The sequence below is a fragment of the Luteimonas suaedae genome, assembly GCF_008312895.1.
GTDB lineage: Bacteria > Pseudomonadota > Gammaproteobacteria > Xanthomonadales > Xanthomonadaceae > Luteimonas > Luteimonas suaedae.
This window is the reverse complement of sequence record NZ_VSSP01000002.1, coordinates 193,175-209,808: the sequence shown is the minus strand read 5'-3', so window position 1 is coordinate 209,808 and position 16,634 is coordinate 193,175. Positions and strand designations below refer to the sequence as shown.

At 67.8% G+C, this 16,634-nt stretch carries 20 protein-coding genes; 13 read left to right on the top strand and 7 right to left on the bottom strand.

The window, feature by feature from the left end; all coding sequences use genetic code 11:
* Nucleotides 1-145: 145 nt before the first annotated feature.
* The 3 genes from FXO19_RS05105 to FXO19_RS05095 all read left to right on the top strand — a co-directional run bounded on the left by FXO19_RS05105 (nucleotide 146) and on the right by FXO19_RS05095 (nucleotide 4,797).
* Nucleotides 146-679, top strand: a complete 534-nt coding sequence (locus FXO19_RS05105; protein ID WP_425481443.1) for a GNAT family N-acetyltransferase — start codon at nucleotides 146-148, stop codon at nucleotides 677-679.
* A 168-nt stretch (nucleotides 680-847) separates the two neighbouring features.
* A complete protein-coding gene (locus FXO19_RS05100) occupies nucleotides 848-2,326 on the top strand; it encodes an SLC13 family permease (protein ID WP_149193998.1) in 1,479 nt (492 codons plus the stop codon).
* A gap of 167 nt (nucleotides 2,327-2,493) precedes the next feature.
* The gene (locus tag FXO19_RS05095; protein ID WP_149193997.1) at nucleotides 2,494-4,797 is read left to right on the top strand and encodes a thiamine pyrophosphate-dependent enzyme; all 2,304 of its coding nucleotides are present in this window, start codon (nucleotides 2,494-2,496) and stop codon (nucleotides 4,795-4,797) included.
* A 186-nt stretch (nucleotides 4,798-4,983) separates the two neighbouring features.
* On the opposite strand, the gene FXO19_RS05090 is transcribed toward FXO19_RS05095, so the two are convergent.
* Nucleotides 4,984-5,484: an OmpA family protein gene (locus FXO19_RS05090; protein WP_187775634.1), complete on the bottom strand. Its 501-nt coding sequence runs from the start codon at nucleotides 5,482-5,484 to the stop codon at nucleotides 4,984-4,986.
* A 218-nt stretch (nucleotides 5,485-5,702) separates the two neighbouring features.
* Nucleotides 5,703-6,560 carry a CAF17-like 4Fe-4S cluster assembly/insertion protein YgfZ gene (gene ygfZ / locus FXO19_RS05085; RefSeq protein WP_149193995.1) on the bottom strand — a complete coding sequence of 286 codons (858 nt, stop codon included), beginning with the start codon at nucleotides 6,558-6,560 and terminating at the stop codon, nucleotides 5,703-5,705.
* A gap of 40 nt (nucleotides 6,561-6,600) precedes the next feature.
* On the opposite strand from ygfZ, the gene FXO19_RS05080 reads away from it, so the two are divergent.
* The 10 genes from FXO19_RS05080 to lolD all read left to right on the top strand — a co-directional run bounded on the left by FXO19_RS05080 (nucleotide 6,601) and on the right by lolD (nucleotide 13,763).
* Complete coding sequence (locus FXO19_RS05080) at nucleotides 6,601-6,753, top strand: DUF1674 domain-containing protein (protein WP_149193994.1); 153 nt, start codon at nucleotides 6,601-6,603, stop codon at nucleotides 6,751-6,753.
* A gap of 66 nt (nucleotides 6,754-6,819) precedes the next feature.
* Complete coding sequence (sdhC, locus tag FXO19_RS05075) at nucleotides 6,820-7,209, top strand: succinate dehydrogenase, cytochrome b556 subunit (protein ID WP_149193993.1); 390 nt, start codon at nucleotides 6,820-6,822, stop codon at nucleotides 7,207-7,209.
* On the top strand, nucleotides 7,206-7,622 hold the full coding sequence (gene sdhD / locus FXO19_RS05070; RefSeq protein ID WP_149193992.1) for a succinate dehydrogenase, hydrophobic membrane anchor protein: 417 nt from the start codon (nucleotides 7,206-7,208) through the stop codon (nucleotides 7,620-7,622). The genes sdhC and sdhD overlap by 4 nt, the downstream gene beginning before the upstream one ends.
* Nucleotides 7,623-7,644: 22 nt before the next feature.
* Entirely contained in the window at nucleotides 7,645-9,435 is a 1,791-nt protein-coding gene (gene sdhA, locus FXO19_RS05065; protein WP_149193991.1) for a succinate dehydrogenase flavoprotein subunit, read from the top strand.
* Nucleotides 9,436-9,539: 104 nt separating this feature from the next.
* A complete protein-coding gene (locus FXO19_RS05060) occupies nucleotides 9,540-10,331 on the top strand; it encodes a succinate dehydrogenase iron-sulfur subunit (RefSeq protein WP_149193990.1) in 792 nt (263 codons plus the stop codon).
* Nucleotides 10,332-10,595: 264 nt separating this feature from the next.
* Nucleotides 10,596-10,982, top strand: coding sequence for an MAPEG family protein (locus FXO19_RS05055; protein WP_223115432.1), 387 nt, complete (start codon nucleotides 10,596-10,598; stop codon nucleotides 10,980-10,982).
* Nucleotides 10,979-11,230 carry an FAD assembly factor SdhE gene (locus FXO19_RS05050; RefSeq protein ID WP_149193988.1) on the top strand — a complete coding sequence of 84 codons (252 nt, stop codon included), beginning with the start codon at nucleotides 10,979-10,981 and terminating at the stop codon, nucleotides 11,228-11,230. Before FXO19_RS05055 ends, FXO19_RS05050 begins: the two co-directional genes overlap by 4 nt.
* Before the next feature lie 58 nt (nucleotides 11,231-11,288).
* Nucleotides 11,289-11,717: a YgfX family protein gene (locus FXO19_RS05045; protein ID WP_255516300.1), complete on the top strand. Its 429-nt coding sequence runs from the start codon at nucleotides 11,289-11,291 to the stop codon at nucleotides 11,715-11,717.
* A gap of 53 nt (nucleotides 11,718-11,770) precedes the next feature.
* Nucleotides 11,771-13,018, top strand: coding sequence for a lipoprotein-releasing ABC transporter permease subunit (locus FXO19_RS05040; protein ID WP_149193987.1), 1,248 nt, complete (start codon nucleotides 11,771-11,773; stop codon nucleotides 13,016-13,018).
* A 40-nt stretch (nucleotides 13,019-13,058) separates the two neighbouring features.
* On the top strand, nucleotides 13,059-13,763 hold the full coding sequence (gene lolD / locus FXO19_RS05035; RefSeq protein WP_425481442.1) for a lipoprotein-releasing ABC transporter ATP-binding protein LolD: 705 nt from the start codon (nucleotides 13,059-13,061) through the stop codon (nucleotides 13,761-13,763).
* A gap of 39 nt (nucleotides 13,764-13,802) precedes the next feature.
* Here the strand turns inward: lolD and FXO19_RS05030 are convergent, their stop codons facing one another.
* The 5 genes from FXO19_RS05030 to FXO19_RS05015 form a co-directional block, all read right to left on the bottom strand.
* Nucleotides 13,803-14,225, bottom strand: a complete 423-nt coding sequence (locus tag FXO19_RS05030; RefSeq protein WP_187775633.1) for an HIT family protein — start codon at nucleotides 14,223-14,225, stop codon at nucleotides 13,803-13,805.
* A gap of 68 nt (nucleotides 14,226-14,293) precedes the next feature.
* Nucleotides 14,294-14,728 carry a GFA family protein gene (locus FXO19_RS05025; protein WP_223115431.1) on the bottom strand — a complete coding sequence of 145 codons (435 nt, stop codon included), beginning with the start codon at nucleotides 14,726-14,728 and terminating at the stop codon, nucleotides 14,294-14,296.
* A gap of 103 nt (nucleotides 14,729-14,831) precedes the next feature.
* Nucleotides 14,832-14,981 carry a hypothetical protein gene (locus tag FXO19_RS19145; protein WP_187775632.1) on the bottom strand — a complete coding sequence of 50 codons (150 nt, stop codon included), beginning with the start codon at nucleotides 14,979-14,981 and terminating at the stop codon, nucleotides 14,832-14,834.
* Nucleotides 14,982-15,113: 132 nt separating this feature from the next.
* Nucleotides 15,114-15,527, bottom strand: a complete 414-nt coding sequence (locus tag FXO19_RS05020; protein ID WP_149193984.1) for a hypothetical protein — start codon at nucleotides 15,525-15,527, stop codon at nucleotides 15,114-15,116.
* Nucleotides 15,528-15,698: 171 nt separating this feature from the next.
* A complete protein-coding gene (locus FXO19_RS05015; protein WP_149193983.1) occupies nucleotides 15,699-16,031 on the bottom strand; it encodes a hypothetical protein in 333 nt (110 codons plus the stop codon).
* Nucleotides 16,032-16,634 lie beyond the last annotated feature (603 nt).

Below are 16,634 nucleotides of genomic sequence, written 5' to 3'. Positions count from 1 at the left end.
TGCGCGCGATACGGCGGGTGTCGGCAGGATCCGGTGGATGCCGCGATTCCGGACCGGCAGGCGCGCCGGTCACCGGAATTCGCGGGCGGCGAGATGCCCGCGGTATCGCGCGCATGGCGCGCTTCTACGATGAAGGGAGATGGTGATGGACATCATGCTGGAGACGGAGCGCCTGCTCCTGCGTCTGCCGCGCATCGAGGATTTCGAAGGCTATGCCGAGCTGATGGGCGACGAGGTCGCCGCGCGCTACATCGGCGGCCACCTGCCGCGCCCGGCGGCGTGGCGCAAGTTCCTGCAGATGCCGGGGGCCTGGGCGTTGCAGGGCTTCGCCATGTTCTCGATCGTCGACCGCGCCAGCGGCGAATGGCTGGGCCAGGCCGGGCCGTGGCGGCCGGAAGGCTGGCCCGGCAACGAAGTCGGCTGGTCGCTGCGGCGCTCCGCCTGGAGCCGCGGCTACGCGCACGAAGCCGCCGTCGCGACGATCGACTGGGCATTCGACCGGCTCGGTTGGCAGGAGGTCATCCACTGCATCGATCCGGACAACGTGCCTTCGCAGAAGCTTGCCGAGCGACTGGGGTCGCGCAAGCTGCGCGTCGGCGGACTGCCGGCGCCGTTCGAGGACGTGCCGGTCGACGTCTGGGGGCAGACCCGCGAGCAATGGCGCGCGCGGCGGCCGTGAGCGACCGTTGTGGTGGGCTTTGGCCCACCGTTTTGGCCTCGCGGAGATGTCCGGACGCGACAAGCGTCCGGTACGAACACGGTGGCTGACCGGTGCCTGCCGCGCAGCATGACCGGGGCTGGAGTCGGCTGCTAAGGTCGGCTCCTCGACGGACGGGGAGAGGCCGGGTTGCAGTCCAATACGGTGGAGCGGGCGCGGGACTGGCCGCGGCGCGTCGCGCGCTGGGGCGGGCCGCTGCTCGGCCTGCTGGTGTTCTGGCTGGTCCCGGACGCGGATTCCGGCGGCCTGTCCGCCGAGGGCCGCATGACCGCGGGCGTCGCGGTATGGATGGCGGTCTGGTGGCTGGGCGAGGCGGTGCCGCTGGCGGCCACCGCGCTGCTGCCGGTGGTGCTGTTTCCACTGCTCGGGGTGATGGCCCCGGCCGAGGCGGTGCGGCCCTACGCCAGTGACATCATCTTCCTGTTCATGGGCGGCTTCATGCTCGGGCTGGCGATGGAGCGCTGGGGCCTGCACCGGCGCCTGGCGCTGAACATCCTGTTGCTGGTGGGGACTTCGCCGCGGCGCCTGGTGGCCGGCTTCATGATCGCCACCGCCTTCCTCAGCATGTGGATCTCCAATACCGCGGCCACCATCATCCTGCTGCCGGTCGGCCTGTCGGTGGTCGGGATGCTGCTGCGCGAGGGCGCCGAAGTCCCGAAGCAGGAGGCGCGGCTGTTCGCCACCTGCCTGATGCTGGCGATCGCCTACGCCGCCTCGATCGGCGGCTCGGCCACACTGATCGGCTCGCCGCCCAACCTGGTCGTCGCCAGCTACGCACGCGAGCGGCTGGACTGCGACATCACCATGCTGGCGTGGATGCGCTTCGGGGTGCCGGTGATGCTGGTGTTCCTGCTGCTCGCGTGGCTGTACCTGACCCGCCTGGCGTTCCCGATCCGCGTGCGCGCGCTGCCGCAGGGACGGGCGCAGATCCGCGCCATGCGCGAGGAACTCGGGTCGATGGGGCGCGGCGAGCGCGTGGTACTGGTGGTGTTCTCGCTCACTGCACTAGCCTGGATCCTGCGGCCGCAGCTGGCGGCCTGGTTCGGCCTGCCCGGTTTGACCGACGCGGTGATCGCGATGGCCGGTGCGCTTTCGCTGTTCCTGATCCCGGCGGCGCGCGGCGTCGCGACCCTCGACTGGGAGACCGCGGTGCGCCTGCCCTGGGGCGTGCTGGTGCTGTTCGGCGGCGGGCTGGCGCTGGCGGCGGCGATCGGCATGCACGGGGTCGATGGCTTCATCGCCGGCGGCCTGTACGGACTGGCCGGTGCGCCGATGCTGCTGGTGGTGTTCGCGGTCGCGGTGCTGGTGATCTTCGTCACCGAGTTGACCAGCAACACCGCCATGGCGACCGCGTTCACGCCGGTGCTGGCAGCGGTGGCGCTCGGCCTCGGCGTGCCGGTGGTGCCGCTGCTGGTGGCGATCGGGCTCGGTGCCAGTTATGCCTTCATGCTGCCTGTGGCCACGCCGCCCAATGCGATCGTGTTCGGCTCCGGGCACGTCACGATCGGGCAGATGGCCCGCGCCGGGATCGTGCTGAACATCATTGGCGTGGTGCTGGTGACGCTTGCCGCATCGCTGGCCGGCGGCGGGTTGTGCTCGGCTTATTGACCCCGCCCATAGCGTAGAAGTGCACCGCCGGGGCGCGACCGCCTTCGCAGGAAATCCGGTCGCGCCCCGGCGGTGCACTCCTACAGCTGCTCCACGCCAGAGGGCTACGGCCAACGCGACGGTGTAGGACAATAGGCCGCTTCCGCCCACCAGCGCATCCGATCGCAATGACCTTCCAGCCCGTGCCCGACCCCATCCCCGCGCGCATGCGCGGCCTCAACCGCGCCGAGATCTGCGACGTCAACTTCCAGGAGTTCGTGCGTGGCTGGCCGGGGCGCGTCGGCGCCGCGCCGGCGCCGGACGAGCCGGTGCTCATCGGCAGCGCGCTCGACACGCGGGGTTTCCGCGAACTGTTCGAGTCGCAGCTCGTCAGTCGCCACCTGGACCTGATGGCGCGCGTGCTGCGGGTGCAGAACAAGGTCTTCTACACCATCGGCAGCTCCGGGCACGAGGGCAACGCGATGGTGGCGCGGCTGACGCGCCATACCGATCCCGCGTTCCTGCACTACCGCAGCGGTGCTTTCATGGCCGAGCGCTTCCGCAAGCTGCCGGGCGATGCCGGCCAGAAGCTCGATCCGATCACGGACTCGGCGCTGTCGTTCGCCGCGAGCAAGGACGATCCGGCCAGCGGCGGCCGCCACAAGGTATGGGGCAGCAAGCCGTTGTGGGTGCTGCCGCAGACTTCCACCATCGCCTCGCACCTGCCCAAGGCGCTCGGCACCGCGATCGCGATCGAGCAGGGCCGCCGCATCGGCCATGCGCTGCCGGTACCGGAAGACAGCATCGTGGTGTGCTCGTTCGGCGATGCCAGCGCCAATCACGCCACTGCGCAGACCGCGTTCAACACCGCGGCCTGGACCGCCTACCAGCGGCTGCCGGCACCGGTGCTGTTCGTATGCGAGGACAACGGCATCGGCATCTCGGTGAAGACGCCGGACGGCTGGATCGCGCGCAGCTTCGCGCAGCGGCCCGACCTCGATTACTTCTTCGCCGACGGGCTCGACCTGGCCGCCGGCTACGGCGATGTGCAGCGCGCGGTCGAGCATTGCCGCCGTACCCGCCGGCCCACCTTCCTGCACCTGCGCACCGCGCGGCTGATGGGGCATGCCGGCACCGATTTCGAGATCGAATGGCGCGCCCTGGCCGAGCTGTGCGCGGTGGAGGCCAGCGATCCGCTGCTGCGTTCGGCGACGATCGCGCTCGAATCCGGGCTGATGTCGCAGGACGAGATCCTCGCGCTGTACCAAGACACCCGCAAGCGCTGCTTCGCCGCGGCCGAGGATGCCGACCGCCGCCCGCGGCTGTCGACCCTCGACGAAGTGACGGCGCCGCTGGCCCCGTACACGCCGGACGCGGTGCGCACCGAAGCCACGCGCGCCGACTACGGCGCGCGGCGCATCGCGGCCTTCGGCGGCGAGGAGAAGCTGCCCGAGCGCCTGCCGCCGCGGCATCTGGCGATCCAGATCAACAACGCCCTGCACGACCTGTTCGCCAAGTATCCCGAGGCGCTGCTGTTCGGCGAGGACGTGGCGCAGAAGGGCGGGGTGTATACCGTCACCAAGGGCCTGCAGAAGGCGTTCGGCGCGCGCCGGGTGTTCAACACGCTGCTCGACGAGACCACCATCCTCGGCCTGGCGCAGGGCTTCGCCAACATGGGCATGCTGCCGCTGCCGGAGATCCAGTACCTGGCGTATTTCCACAACGCCTGCGACCAGATCCGCGGCGAGGCCGCCAGCCTGCAGTTCTTCAGCAACGGCCAGTACCGCAACCCGATGGTCATGCGTATCGCCTCGCTCGGCTACCAGCGCGGCTTCGGCGGGCATTTCCACAACGACAATTCGGTCACCGCGCTGCGCGACATCCCCGGACTGGTGATCGGCTGCCCGTCGCGCGGCGACGACGCGGCGATGATGCTGCGCACGCTGGTGGCGCTGGCGAAGGTGGACGGCCGCGTGTGCGCGTTCCTGGAACCGATCGCGCTGTACATGGCCAAGGACCTGTTCGATGCCGGCGACGGCGGATGGCTGACGTCCTATCCGCCGCCGGAGCAGGCGCTGGTGCTCGGGGAGGAGCGGGTCTACGGGGCCGACGCCAGCGACCTGGTGATCCTCACCTTCGGCAACGGCGTGCCGATGAGCCTGCGTGCCGCGCGCGCGATCGAGGCGGCGCAGGGTTGGCGGGTGCGGGTGGTCGACCTGCGCTGGCTGTTGCCGCTCAACGAGGCGGCGATCGCCCGCCACGCCGGCGAATGCGCGCGGGTGATCGTGGTCGACGAGGGCCGCCGCAGCGCCGGCGTGGGCGAGGGCATCGTGACCGCGATCGTGGAAGCCGGCCTCGGCGACAAGCCGCTGCGGCGGGTGGTCGGCGCCGATACCTTCACGCCGCTGGCCGGCGCGGCGTTCCTGGTCATTCCGTCGGAGCAGGAGATCTTGGCTGCCGCCGCTGAACTGACGCCCGTACCGGCCTCCTGACCCGGGCGCGCTGAAGCGGGCGACCGGACCGTCCGAAGGTTCGCAGTCGCGACTTCCGTCGCTCCCACAACGGCAGGAACTGCGAAGACCGTTGATTCGTGGGAGTGGCGGCGACATGCCGCCGCCGGGAAGTCGCGACTCCGCAGAGCCGGACGCACCCGGCGATGGGTGCGTCCGAAGCTGCGATTAGCGTGCGAACTCGACCCGCACCTCGACGCGGCGGTTCGGCGCCAGGCAATCGACCAGCGCCTGGCCGCGATCGCCATCGCATTCGACCACCGGCTCGACGCTGCCGCGGCCGACGGCGGTGATGCGGTCTTCCGGAACGCCGCGATCGATCAGGTATTCGCGTACCGCCTCGGCACGGCGGGTCGACAGCTTCAGGTTGGCGCGGTCGTTGCCGATCCGGTCGCTGTGGCCGATCACGTGCACCATCTCCAGCGGGCGTTCGCCAGTCAGGCGCGTGGCGAGATCGTCCAGCGCCATGCGGCCTTCCGGACTGAAGTCGTCGATGCTGGCCTTGCCGAAGGCGAACAGGCCATCGGCGGACAACTTCTCCAGGAACGTCGACGCCAGCGGCGGCATGGCCGGTTCCTGCGGCTGCGGCGCCGGTGGCGGTGTGGTGTGGCATGCGGACAACACGACGGCCATCGCGGCGACGGCCGAAAACATCAGCTTGATCTTCATTTCCCCTTCCCTTCCTCTGGATACGGTTGCAAGACGGCTCTCGACGACCATCGTTGCAGCAATCCCTGCCATGGAGCGGTCGGGCCCACCTGTTGGGCCGTTCCGGATCGTCGGCAGCGGACGGCCACAGCGACTTCCCCCTTGGCGCCGAGCATAGCAGCCGCCGGATGATTCCGTTCAAGCGTTTTCGCGGGCGCGGAGGGCGCCGCAGCGGGCCCTCAGCGGGCGAGTCCGTCCAGCAGCGGGGCCGGCCTGCACGTTGCGCCGGCGACGTCCAACGGCGCGTCCGGCAACTGCAGCGGCAGTACCGCGAGGGCTTCGCCGCCATGGCTGCAGACCACCTTGCCCAGCTCCTTGCCCTCGGCAGCCACCGGATCGCCCGGCGCCGCCGCGGCGGCGGCCGTCAGCCGCGCCAGGCCGCGCTTGGCCTGCCCCAGGAAGTGCGTGCGCGCCACGATCTCCTGGCCGGGGTAGCACCCCTTCTTCACGCTATAGGCGGCCAGGCGGTCGAGCGAAAGCTGCTGCGGGGTCCACTGCTCGACCTGCGAGGCGGACAGCCGCGGCCGGCCGTGGGCGAGGTCGAACGCATTCCAGCGAACCAGGGCATCGGTGTCGTCCTCGCCCGGCACACTCGCGATCCGCAGCGTACGCGGTCCGTCCGCGGCGCCCAGGTCGAGCTCGATCGCGCCATCGGCCGCGTCCGCGATCGCGGCGCCGCGCGCCAGGGTGGGGACGGCGAAGGCGCCGACGGCATGCAGGCCGTCCTCGACCCGGATCGTCAGCTTGCTGCGGAACACGAATCGCTGCAGCTGCGCCGCGAAGGCGGCCGGATCGGCGTCGGCCAGCAGCAGCCACAGCCGCTCGTCGTCGAACTTCAACAGCGCGAACAGTGCGATCACCCGCCCCTTGGGCGTCAGGCAGCCGTTCCATTGCCAGTGCCCGGGTGCCAGCGCGGCGACGTCGTTCATGAACTGCGCCTGCACGAACTTGGCCGCATCGCGCCCTTCCAGCACCAGCACGCGGTGGTCGGGAATGGCGAAAAAAGCGCCGTTGCTGGACGCCGACTTGTGGGACATGGGGGCGGGACTTAGACTTTCGGTGGTGAATGACCCGGCCATGATAGGCGAAAGCGCTCCCGCACCGGATCCGGCACAGGCGGAAAAGCCTGTTGCGGAACCGGCGCAGGCGCCCGAGATCGGCGGCCGCGAAGGCCCCGAGCCGACGCGCTACGGCGACTGGGAAAAGAACGGCCGCTGCATCGATTTCTAGGCCGTCGATCATGATGCCTACCAGCCACGCGGCCGCCGGCCGCCCAGCGAGGAGCCCTGCCCAGCGATGACGAACCGCGAACGCCCCCTGTCGCCGCATCTGCAGGTCTACCGCTGGCAGATCACCATGACGATGTCGATCCTGCACCGGGTCACCGGCATGGCGCTGTCGGTCGGCGCCTTCGTGCTGCTGTGGTGGCTGCTGGCGGTGGCGCAGGGCGGCGAGGCCTATGCCACCGTCGCCGCCTGCCTGGCCTCGCCGGTCGGCATGGTCGCCACGTTCGGCTTCTCGCTGGCGCTGGTCTACCACCTGCTCAACGGCATCCGCCACCTGCTGTGGGACGCCGGCTGGGGCTTCGAGCTTCCCGAGGTCTACCGGTCCGGCTACGCCGTGTTCGGGCTGACCGTGGTGCTGACCGCGGCGATCTGGTTCGCCGTGCTATGGGGTGGTGCATGAACGAAGCGAAGCCCGCAGAGGCGCCGGCACGCCGTGATTTCCGCACCCCGGTGGGGCGCGCGCGCGGCATGGGCTCGGCCAAGTCCGGCACCGGCCATTTCTGGTGGCAGCGGGTGACCGCGGTGGTGCTGGCGCTGCTGGTGCCATGGCTGATCGGCACCCTGGTGTCGATGATCGGCGCCGACCTGGAGACGGTGCGCGAGACCCTGGCGCGCCCCTGGAACGCGATCCTGATGGCGGTGTTCGCGCTGTCGATGTTCTGGCATACCCAGATGGGCCTGCAGGTGGTGATCGAGGACTACGTGCACGCGCGCGCAGTCGAGGTCGCGTTGCAGTTCCTCGTCATCCTCGTCTGCGTCATCGGCGCGATCGCGTCCTTGTACGCGATCGCCCGCATTGCCGTGCTGGCCTGACGCCCCGTTGAAAAGAGTCCCGATGAGCACCGCCTACAAGATCACCGAACACAAGTACGACATGATCGTGGTCGGCGCCGGCGGCGCCGGGCTGCGCGCCACCTTCGGCCTCGCCGCCAAGGGCCTGCAGACCGCCTGCATCACCAAGGTGTTTCCGACCCGCTCGCACACCGTGGCGGCGCAGGGCGGCATCTCCGCCGCGCTCGGCAACATGGGCGAGGACGACTGGCGCTACCACTTCTACGACACGATCAAGGGCTCGGACTGGCTGGGCGACCAGGACGCCATCCAGTACATGTGCCGCGAGGCGGTCCCGGCGATCATCGAGCTCGAGCACCAGGGCGTGCCGTTCTCGCGCACCGAGGACGGCAAGATCTACCAGCGCCCCTTCGGCGGCATGACCACGCACTACGGCAAGGGCACCGCGCAGCGCACCTGCGCCGCCGCCGACCGCACCGGCCATGCCATGCTGCACACGCTGTACCAGCAGTCGCTCAAGCACGATGCGCGCTTCTTCGTCGAGTACTTCGCGCTCGACCTGATCATGGACGAGGAGGGCGCCTGCCGCGGCGTGCTGGCGCTGGACATGGCCGAGGGCACTCTGCACCTGTTCCGCGCCCACGGCGTGGTGCTGGCCACCGGCGGCTATGGCCGCGCCTACTTCAGCTGCACCTCGGCGCACACCTGCACCGGCGACGGCGGCGGCATGGCGCTGCGCGCCGGGCTGGGCCTGCAGGACATGGAGTTCGTGCAGTTCCACCCGACCGGCATCTATGGCGCCGGCTGCCTGATCACCGAGGGCGTGCGTGGCGAGGGCGGGATCCTGCGCAACAGCGAGGGCGAGCGCTTCATGGAGCGCTACGCGCCCAACGCCAAGGACCTGGCCAGCCGCGACGTGGTCAGCCGCTCGATGACGATCGAGATCCGCGAAGGCCGCGGCGTCGGCGACCGCAAGGACCATATCCACCTGGATCTCACCCATCTGGATCCCAACGACATCCACGAGAAGCTGCCCGGCATCGCCGAGACCGCCAAGATCTTCGCCGGCGTCGACGTGACCCGCCAGCCGATTCCGGTGCTGCCTACGGTGCACTACAACATGGGCGGCATCCCCACCAACTACCACGGCGAGGTGGTGCAGCTGCGCGACGGCGATCCGGATGCGGTGGTGCCCGGCCTGTACGCCATCGGCGAGGCGGCCTGCGTCTCGGTGCACGGCGCCAACCGGCTCGGCTCCAATTCGCTGCTCGACCTGGTGGTGTTCGGCCGCGCGGTGGCCGACCGTTGCGCCGCCACGATCCGGACCGGGCAATCGCACAAGCCACTGGCCGACGACGCCTGCGACCGCGCTCTGGCCAACCTCGACCGCGTGCGCAACGCGAACGGAGGCACACCGACCGCGGTGATCCGCGACAAGATGCAGCGCACCATGCAGGAGGACGCCGCCGTGTTCCGCACCGGCGAGACGCTCGCCGCCGGGACGAAGAAGATTCGCGAAATCCACGCCTCCTTCGCCGACGTCAAGGTCAGCGATCGCTCGATGGTGTGGAACTCCGACCTGGTCGAGACCCTGGAGCTGCAGAACCTGCTCGGCCAGGCGCTGGCCACGATCGTCTCGGCCGAGAACCGCACCGAATCGCGCGGCGCCCACGCGCGCGAGGATTTCGGCGACCGCGACGACGAGAACTGGCACAAGCACAGCCTGTGCTGGGTGAGCGACAAGGGCGAGACGTACATCGGCTATCGCCCGGTGCACATGTATACGCTGGACGACGAGGTCGAGGTCGTGCCTCCGAAGGCGCGGGTGTATTAGAGCCGGGATTGGTGATTCGTGATTGGTGATTCGTAGAAGCCAGAGCGACACGAATCCCGTCTTTGCGAATCACCAGTCACGAATTAACGAATCACGGATCCCACATGGCTGAATTCACCCTCCCGAAGAACTCGAAGATCCAGAAGGGCCGCCATTTCCCGGCGAAGTCCGGCGCCAAGCGCGTGCGCAGCTTCAAGGTGTATCGCTGGAATCCGGACGACGGCCGCAATCCGTGCACCGATACCTACGAGATCGATCTCGACGACTGCGGGCCGATGGTCCTGGACGCGTTGATCAAGATCAAGAACGAGATCGATCCCACGCTGACGTTCCGCCGCTCGTGCCGCGAAGGCATCTGCGGCAGCTGCGCGATGAACATCGACGGCACCAACACGCTGGCCTGCACCAGGGCCATCGACGACTGCGGCAAGGGCAAGGGCGAGGTGCCGATCTATCCGCTGCCGCACATGGACGTGGTCAAGGACCTCGTCCCCGACATGACCCACTTCTATGCGCAGTACGCGTCGATCAAGCCGTGGCTGCGCACGCAGAGCGCGCCGCCGCCGGATCGCGAGCGGCTGCAGTCCAAGGACGACCGCGCCAAGCTCGACGGCCTGTACGAATGCATCCTCTGCGCCTGCTGTACCACCAGCTGCCCGAGCTATTGGTGGAACGGCGACCGCTACCTCGGCCCGGCGATCCTGCTGCAGGCCTATCGCTGGATCATCGACAGCCGCGACGAGGACACCGGCGCGCGCCTGGACGACCTCGAGGATCCGTTCAAGCTCTACCGCTGCCACACCATCATGAACTGCACGCGCACCTGTCCGAAGGGCCTCAATCCCGCCAAGGCGATCGGCGAGATCAAGCAGATGATGCTGGCGCGCCGCGGCTGAGGTGGTAACAAGGTGATTGTCGGATACAGGCTTGCACCGGTGACGTGAAAGGCGCCGGTATCGTCATCCCGGCGAAAGCCGGGATCCATTTGGACTTGCCCGTGTTCGACAATGGATCCCGGCTTTCGCCGGGATGACGAGCAAAGGCACGACGCTCTTCCGGTATCCGGTATCCGGTATCCGGTATCCGGATTCCAGCTCTCGTCCGAGCGCATTTCGAGGGGACTTATGGTCATCCAATCGATCCTCCTACCCGGTCTCGCCATGGTCGCGCTCACCTTCGTGGTGATGGCGGTCATGTACCGGCGCCGGGTGGCGCAGATGCGGCGCGAGCGCATCCACCCGCAGACGGTGGCGACCTCCACGCAGGCGGCAGCGAAGCTCACCGATTGCACCGCCGCCGACAACTTTCGCAACCTGTTCGAGCTGCCGGTGCTGTTCTATTTCGCGCTGGTCGTGGCGGCGTTGTCTGCGCAGGTCACGCCGACGGTGCTGGGATTGGCGTGGACGTTCGTCGCCCTGCGCATCGCCCACAGCGTCATCCAGTGCGGATACAACACGGTCATGCACCGCTTCCAGGTGTTCCTGCTCGGTGCAGTGGTGCTGTTGCTGCTGTGGCTGCGGCTGGCGTGGGGCCTGCTGGCGGCATGAACGCCGTCGACGCGGCCGAGCTGCGGCGCCTGCGCTGGAAATGCCGTCGCGGCATGCGCGAACTGGACGTCCTGTTCACCCGTTACCTCGATCGCGCATGGGCGGCGGCTTCCGACGCCGAACGCGGGGTTTTCCTACAGCTTCTGGATTGCGAGGACGATAGGCTCTGGCGCTGGTTCATGGGTTACGAGGCCGTTCCCGATGCCGCACTCGACACGCTCGTCCAACGCATCCGCGAACTCCACTGACCGCGGCGCCGCTGCCCGCACTGCGGATCGGTCTGCGCATGCGCACCACATCCGCCACGTGGTTCCTGCGCGCGCGGAGATCCCCTGGCGGCCGTCGCGCTGGCTGCTGGCGATCCTGGCCGTGATGGCGCCGCTGGCCGCATTCGCCGTGCTCGCCTCTGAGATGCCGCGCCTGGTCGCCTGGCCACTGGCGCTGGCCGCGGTCGGCCATGGCCTGGCCGTGCTGCGGCGTGAGGCGCGCAGGCCCGCACGCAGCTTCGTCTTCGCAGGTGGCGCCGCGCCGGTATCGCTGGACGGCAAACCGGTCGCGGACGTGGCGCTGCGCTGGCGCGGCCCGCTCGCGTTTCTGCACTGGCGCGACGCCCGGGGCAGGGCGCAGCGCCTGGCCTGGTGGCCGGACACCCTGCCGCCGGCGCGACGACGTGAACTCCGGCTGGCCGCGCCCGACCCGCAGGCTGCGCGTGGAGCGGCTTCGATGGCACCATAGCGGCCTTCATGCCGACCTCCAGGCGGCATGCCGCCCGGAGCCAGCGAGAGCCGATGTTCAAACCCCTTCCCGTCGCCATCGGCCTGCGCTACCTGCGCGCCAAGCGCCGCAACGGCTTCATCTCCTTCATCTCGCTCGCCTCGATCCTCGGCATCGCCATCGGCGTCACCGCGCTGATCACCACGCTGGCGGTGATGAGCGGCTTCCAGCGCGAGATCCGCGACCGCCTGCTGCAGATGTCGGCGCACGCCACCGTCAGTGCCGTCGGCGGCACGATGGAGGACTGGCGGCACGCGGTCGACGAAGCTCTGCGCGACGAGCGCGTCGCCGGCGCCGCGCCCTACGTCGAGCGGCCGTCGATGATCAGCGGCAACACCTCCGAACCGCAGCCGGCCTTCCTGCAGGGCATCGTTCCCGAAGAGGAACGGCACGTCTCGGTGATCGCCGACAAGATGGTGCAGGGCAGCTTGGACGACCTGCAGCCGGGCAGTTTCAACATCATTCTCGGCCGAGAGCTGGCGTTGTGGCTCGGCGTGTCGGTCGGCGACAAGGTCATCGTCACCACCGATTTCCAGACCACGCCGATGGGCGGTGTGCCGCAGCTCAAGCGCTATACCGTCAGCGGCCTGTTCGAGGCCGGCCACCAGCAGTTCGACAAGGGCCTGGCGGTGGTCAACATGCAGGATGCGCAGCGCGTGCTGCGCATCGGCGGCGGCGTCACCGGCGTGCGCCTGCGGCTGCACGACATGAACCAGGCCTGGGAGGTGGCGCGCGACCTCGCGGTGCGCTTGCAGGGGCCCTACCGGGTCAGCGACTGGTCGAGCGAGAACGCCAACATGTTCCGCGCGCTGCGGCTGGAGAAGACCATGATCGCGATCCTGCTGTCGCTGATCATCGCCATGGGCGCCTTCAACCTGGTGTCCTCGCAGGTGATGCTGGTGACCGACAAGCAGGCCGACATCGCCATCCTGCGCACCCTCGGCCTGACGCCGCGCGGTGTGCTCCAGGTGTTCATGGTGCAGGGCACGCTGATCGGCATCATCGGCACCGTGCTCGGCGTGCTCGGCGGCATCCTGCTCACGTTCAACCTCGAGTACATCCTGCGTGCGATCGAAGGCGCCTTCGATGTCGTGCTGATCCCGCCCGACGTGTACTACATCACCGGCCTGCCGACCGAACTCAATCCCGACGACGTGACCATCATCGGACTGGTCGCGCTGGCGATGGCCTTCCTCGCCACCATCTACCCGGCCTGGCGCGCAGCGCGCACCGCGCCGGCGGAGGCGCTGCGCTATGAATAGCCGGGAGTCGGGAATCGGGAATCGGGAATCGGAAGGACAAATGCAGATGCATGGCGAGGCGGTCGTGCGCGCAGAGAATCTGGGCAAGACCTACAGCGAAGGCAAGCTTGTCACGCCGGTATTCGGCGGCCTCGATTTCGAGGTACACGCCGGCGAGACCGTCGCCGTCCTCGGCGCATCCGGCGCGGGCAAGAGCACCCTGCTGCACCTGCTCGGCGGACTCGACACGCCCACTGCCGGCGAGGTGTATGTCGCCGGGCAACGGATGAGCGCGCTGTCCGACGCCGCCCGCGGCCAGTTGCGCAATCGGGCGCTCGGCTTCGTCTACCAGTTCCACCACCTGCTGCCCGAGTTCACCGCGCTCGAGAACGTGATGCTGCCGGTCGTGCTCGCCGGCAGCGACGTGCCCGCGGCGCGGCAACGGGCGCAGACGCTTCTCGAAGCGGTCGGGCTTGGCCCGCGGCTCGAGCACAAGCCGGGCGAACTGTCCGGCGGCGAGCGCCAGCGCGCCGCCGTCGCCCGCGCGCTGGTCAACCATCCCGCCTGCGTACTCGGCGACGAACCCACCGGCAACCTCGACGAGCGCACCGCCGCCACCGTCTTCGAGCAGATGCTGGAACTCAACCGCGCCCAGCGCACCAGCCTGGTGATGGTCACCCACGACCGCCGGCTGGCGCGCAAGCTCGACCGCGTGCTGGAACTGCACGAAGGCAGGCTGCGCGAAGTGGCGGCCGCCGACGTCTGATCGATCCTGCAATGCCGCCGGCATCGTGCCGGACCGCGATCAATCCAGATGGGCGCGCACCTGCGCCGCGTACCGGTCGCGGGTGTCCTGGTCGGGCAGGGCAGGGGCGTGCGGATAGATACGCAGGAAGTCGTCGTCGAGCTTTCGCGGATGGACGTGGATGTGCAGATGCGGCACCTCCTGGAACGCCGCCTCGCCGATCGAATGCCACAGGCTGAGCCCCTGGTTGGGAAAGGCCAGCCCGACGGCGCGGGTGATGCGCGAGACCGTCGCCATCACAGCCGCGCCCGTTTCAGGATCGAGATCGCGCACGTCGCGAAAATGTCCGCGCGGAATGACCAACGTGTGCCCGGCATGGAACTGCCGCGGACCGATGAAGGCCATCGTCATCTCGTCCTCATACACCACGCTGGCCGGCGCATTGCCGCGCACGATCTCGCAGAAAACGCATTCATCGCCCATTGGACGGCTCCAGGTCTCGTTGCGTCGCAGGCGGAGGGTTGCTCCCGACCATCGCAACCGTGGCAGCGTCATTCCGTCGGAGGGAACTCCGGAAACCGGGGCAGTTCGTCCGCCACCCGCAGCCACGGCAGCTGTCGGGACGTCCAGTAGTGAAACATCGGCGGCATCCGTTCCGGTTCGTCCAGGCTTCCGATCGTGATGTCGATCATCCCCGGAATGTAGTCGGCCGCAAAGCCGATCTGCGTCCCGCAGCGGCCGCAGAAGCTCCGCCGCGCCTCCGGCGATGACGCGTAGACCGCCGGCGGGCTTCCCAGGAACGTCACCTGCGACTCCTCGTACATCGCCCAGGCCACGGCCGGCGCCGCGTTCGCGCGCCGGCACATCGAGCAATGGCACAGCGCCGCCATGACCGGGCTGCCGTTGATGCGATAACGCACGGCGCCGCACTGGCAGCCGCCTTCGAGTGTTTCTGGCATGGAAGCTCCTCTCTTGTCGGGGATCACGAGCGTTCGCCTGGACGGGTTCGAACCGCGAAACGGGGGTTCGCTTCCCCTCCGCGACAAGCCCTCTCGGTTACTGGGCCTATCGTACTTGAGATGGCCGAATTCACCTTCTGCCGTTGGGCTTACGAAGCTTGGCCATCAGCTCGGTCACCAGGAATGCCGCAAGGGCGAAGGGCACGATGTACTGCACGAGCAACTGGATGATCAAGCGTGGAGTGGCCCGAATCGTCTCCCGAACGATGTCCTGGGGCACGTTGGGGTCGAAATCACGCCATCCGATCCAGAGGCACGTCAGCAAACCCAGCGCCGCCGCCGCACAGACCCATCCGCTTCTGCTCCCCCTGCCACCCATGGTGCGTTCTCCTGCAAAGCCTGATGCTGGAGTTCAACCAGCGGCGCGAATCGACGAGGACTTGCCACTCGAACCGAATAGCAAACCAGCAGCCGCCCACAGCAATGAGCTCAGCACCGCAATAGCGGTGACCGAGCTAGCCACCAGCCAGGCCGTGCCACGAGAACCGGAGAAATTCAGTTCGAGATTGCCAGCCAGTGCAATGGAAACAGGTAGCCAAAGAATCGCAGATACCAAAGCCGCCCGGCAGACGCGACGACGGATTGAGCTGGGTGGGCTGAGCAAGAAGGCTGCGCCGGCCAAGAAGCACAGACCAGCAGCCGCCAAGGCATTGCCGAGAGGCAAGCCACCTGGGAGAAGCCACTCGGAATAGCTGGTGCCAGAAACAAGCGTGCCGATCGAGAGTGCCGAAAGCGCCAGCAGAAGCAGTGCGATGAGCTTTGGCATGTCAATGGAACTCCGCGTGCGGCCTATCGCCTGAGCCGAGCCGTACCCCCGAAGCAGGATTGACTTGCGTTGTCAGGTCTACTGCCGGCCATACCATTTCCACCACCACATAACGCCTGAATTAAGCCGGCCCGCGAAGCGGCGTCGGCTTGAATGAATGGTTAGAGCCCGTCACGAGGCGTTGCCTGACGCAAAGACAGGCAAGTACATGGCAGCGACTGTGGCGGGAACAACAAGCACCATGCTGGCGACACCGATGAGGCAAGCAGCCAATGCACGACGTTGGGCAGTGGGCCAGAAGAACCAGGCTGCAATGACTAGCGCAGGAAGCAGCCAAAAGACTTGGTTGTAGTGCACGAACAGATTGGTGACCATCGGCAGCTCGGCCCCAAACGACTCGAACACTAGACGGAATTGCGGCGTGTACAGCATCGGCATTGCCGCGGCGCCTACAGCAGAAAGTAGACCGAGGAGAAGCGCAAGCTTCTGGGAAGTAGTGCTCACCGTTTTTCCCATAGGGCTCTAACGCCTGAGTTAAGCCGTGCCGCGAAGCGGCATCGGCTTGAACGAATCGTTAGGCCGCTCACCTGCTGTAACAGGCGGCTGCCTCATCGGTGAGGCTCGGCCCTTCGCGAGCATAGCGCTCATCTGTCATAGCCGCGTTGTTGCACACGTGGGAACAGCCTCCGCCGATCAAAGGGGCACCATTGCTCTCACACGTAATGAAGCATTGATCTGAAGCGGAGCATCTTTTCGCGAGTGCGTTCGCCACGCAAAGTGTTGTTGGATCCACATCGACTCTGGAGGTTAGTCGTGAGAGATCGCATTGACTCTCTTGAGCCCCTGTCTCTCTAGGGAGATTGGCGCAGCCAGCGATTGCACAGATTGCTACCAGGAGGATCTTCAACTTCACTGCGCTCTCCAGAGCGGCTTAACGCTTAGTAGACCCGAATCGGGGTGATAGCGCGGAGTATTCAGCTTCCTCCAGGGCCGGTCAATCGGAGTATTCCTACACGGAATCAACGGTTTGGATGATGGCGTCCTGCACGCTGGGCGCGCAATGATGGCATTGCATATCTCACGGAATGAGGTGCTAAGTGTTATCAG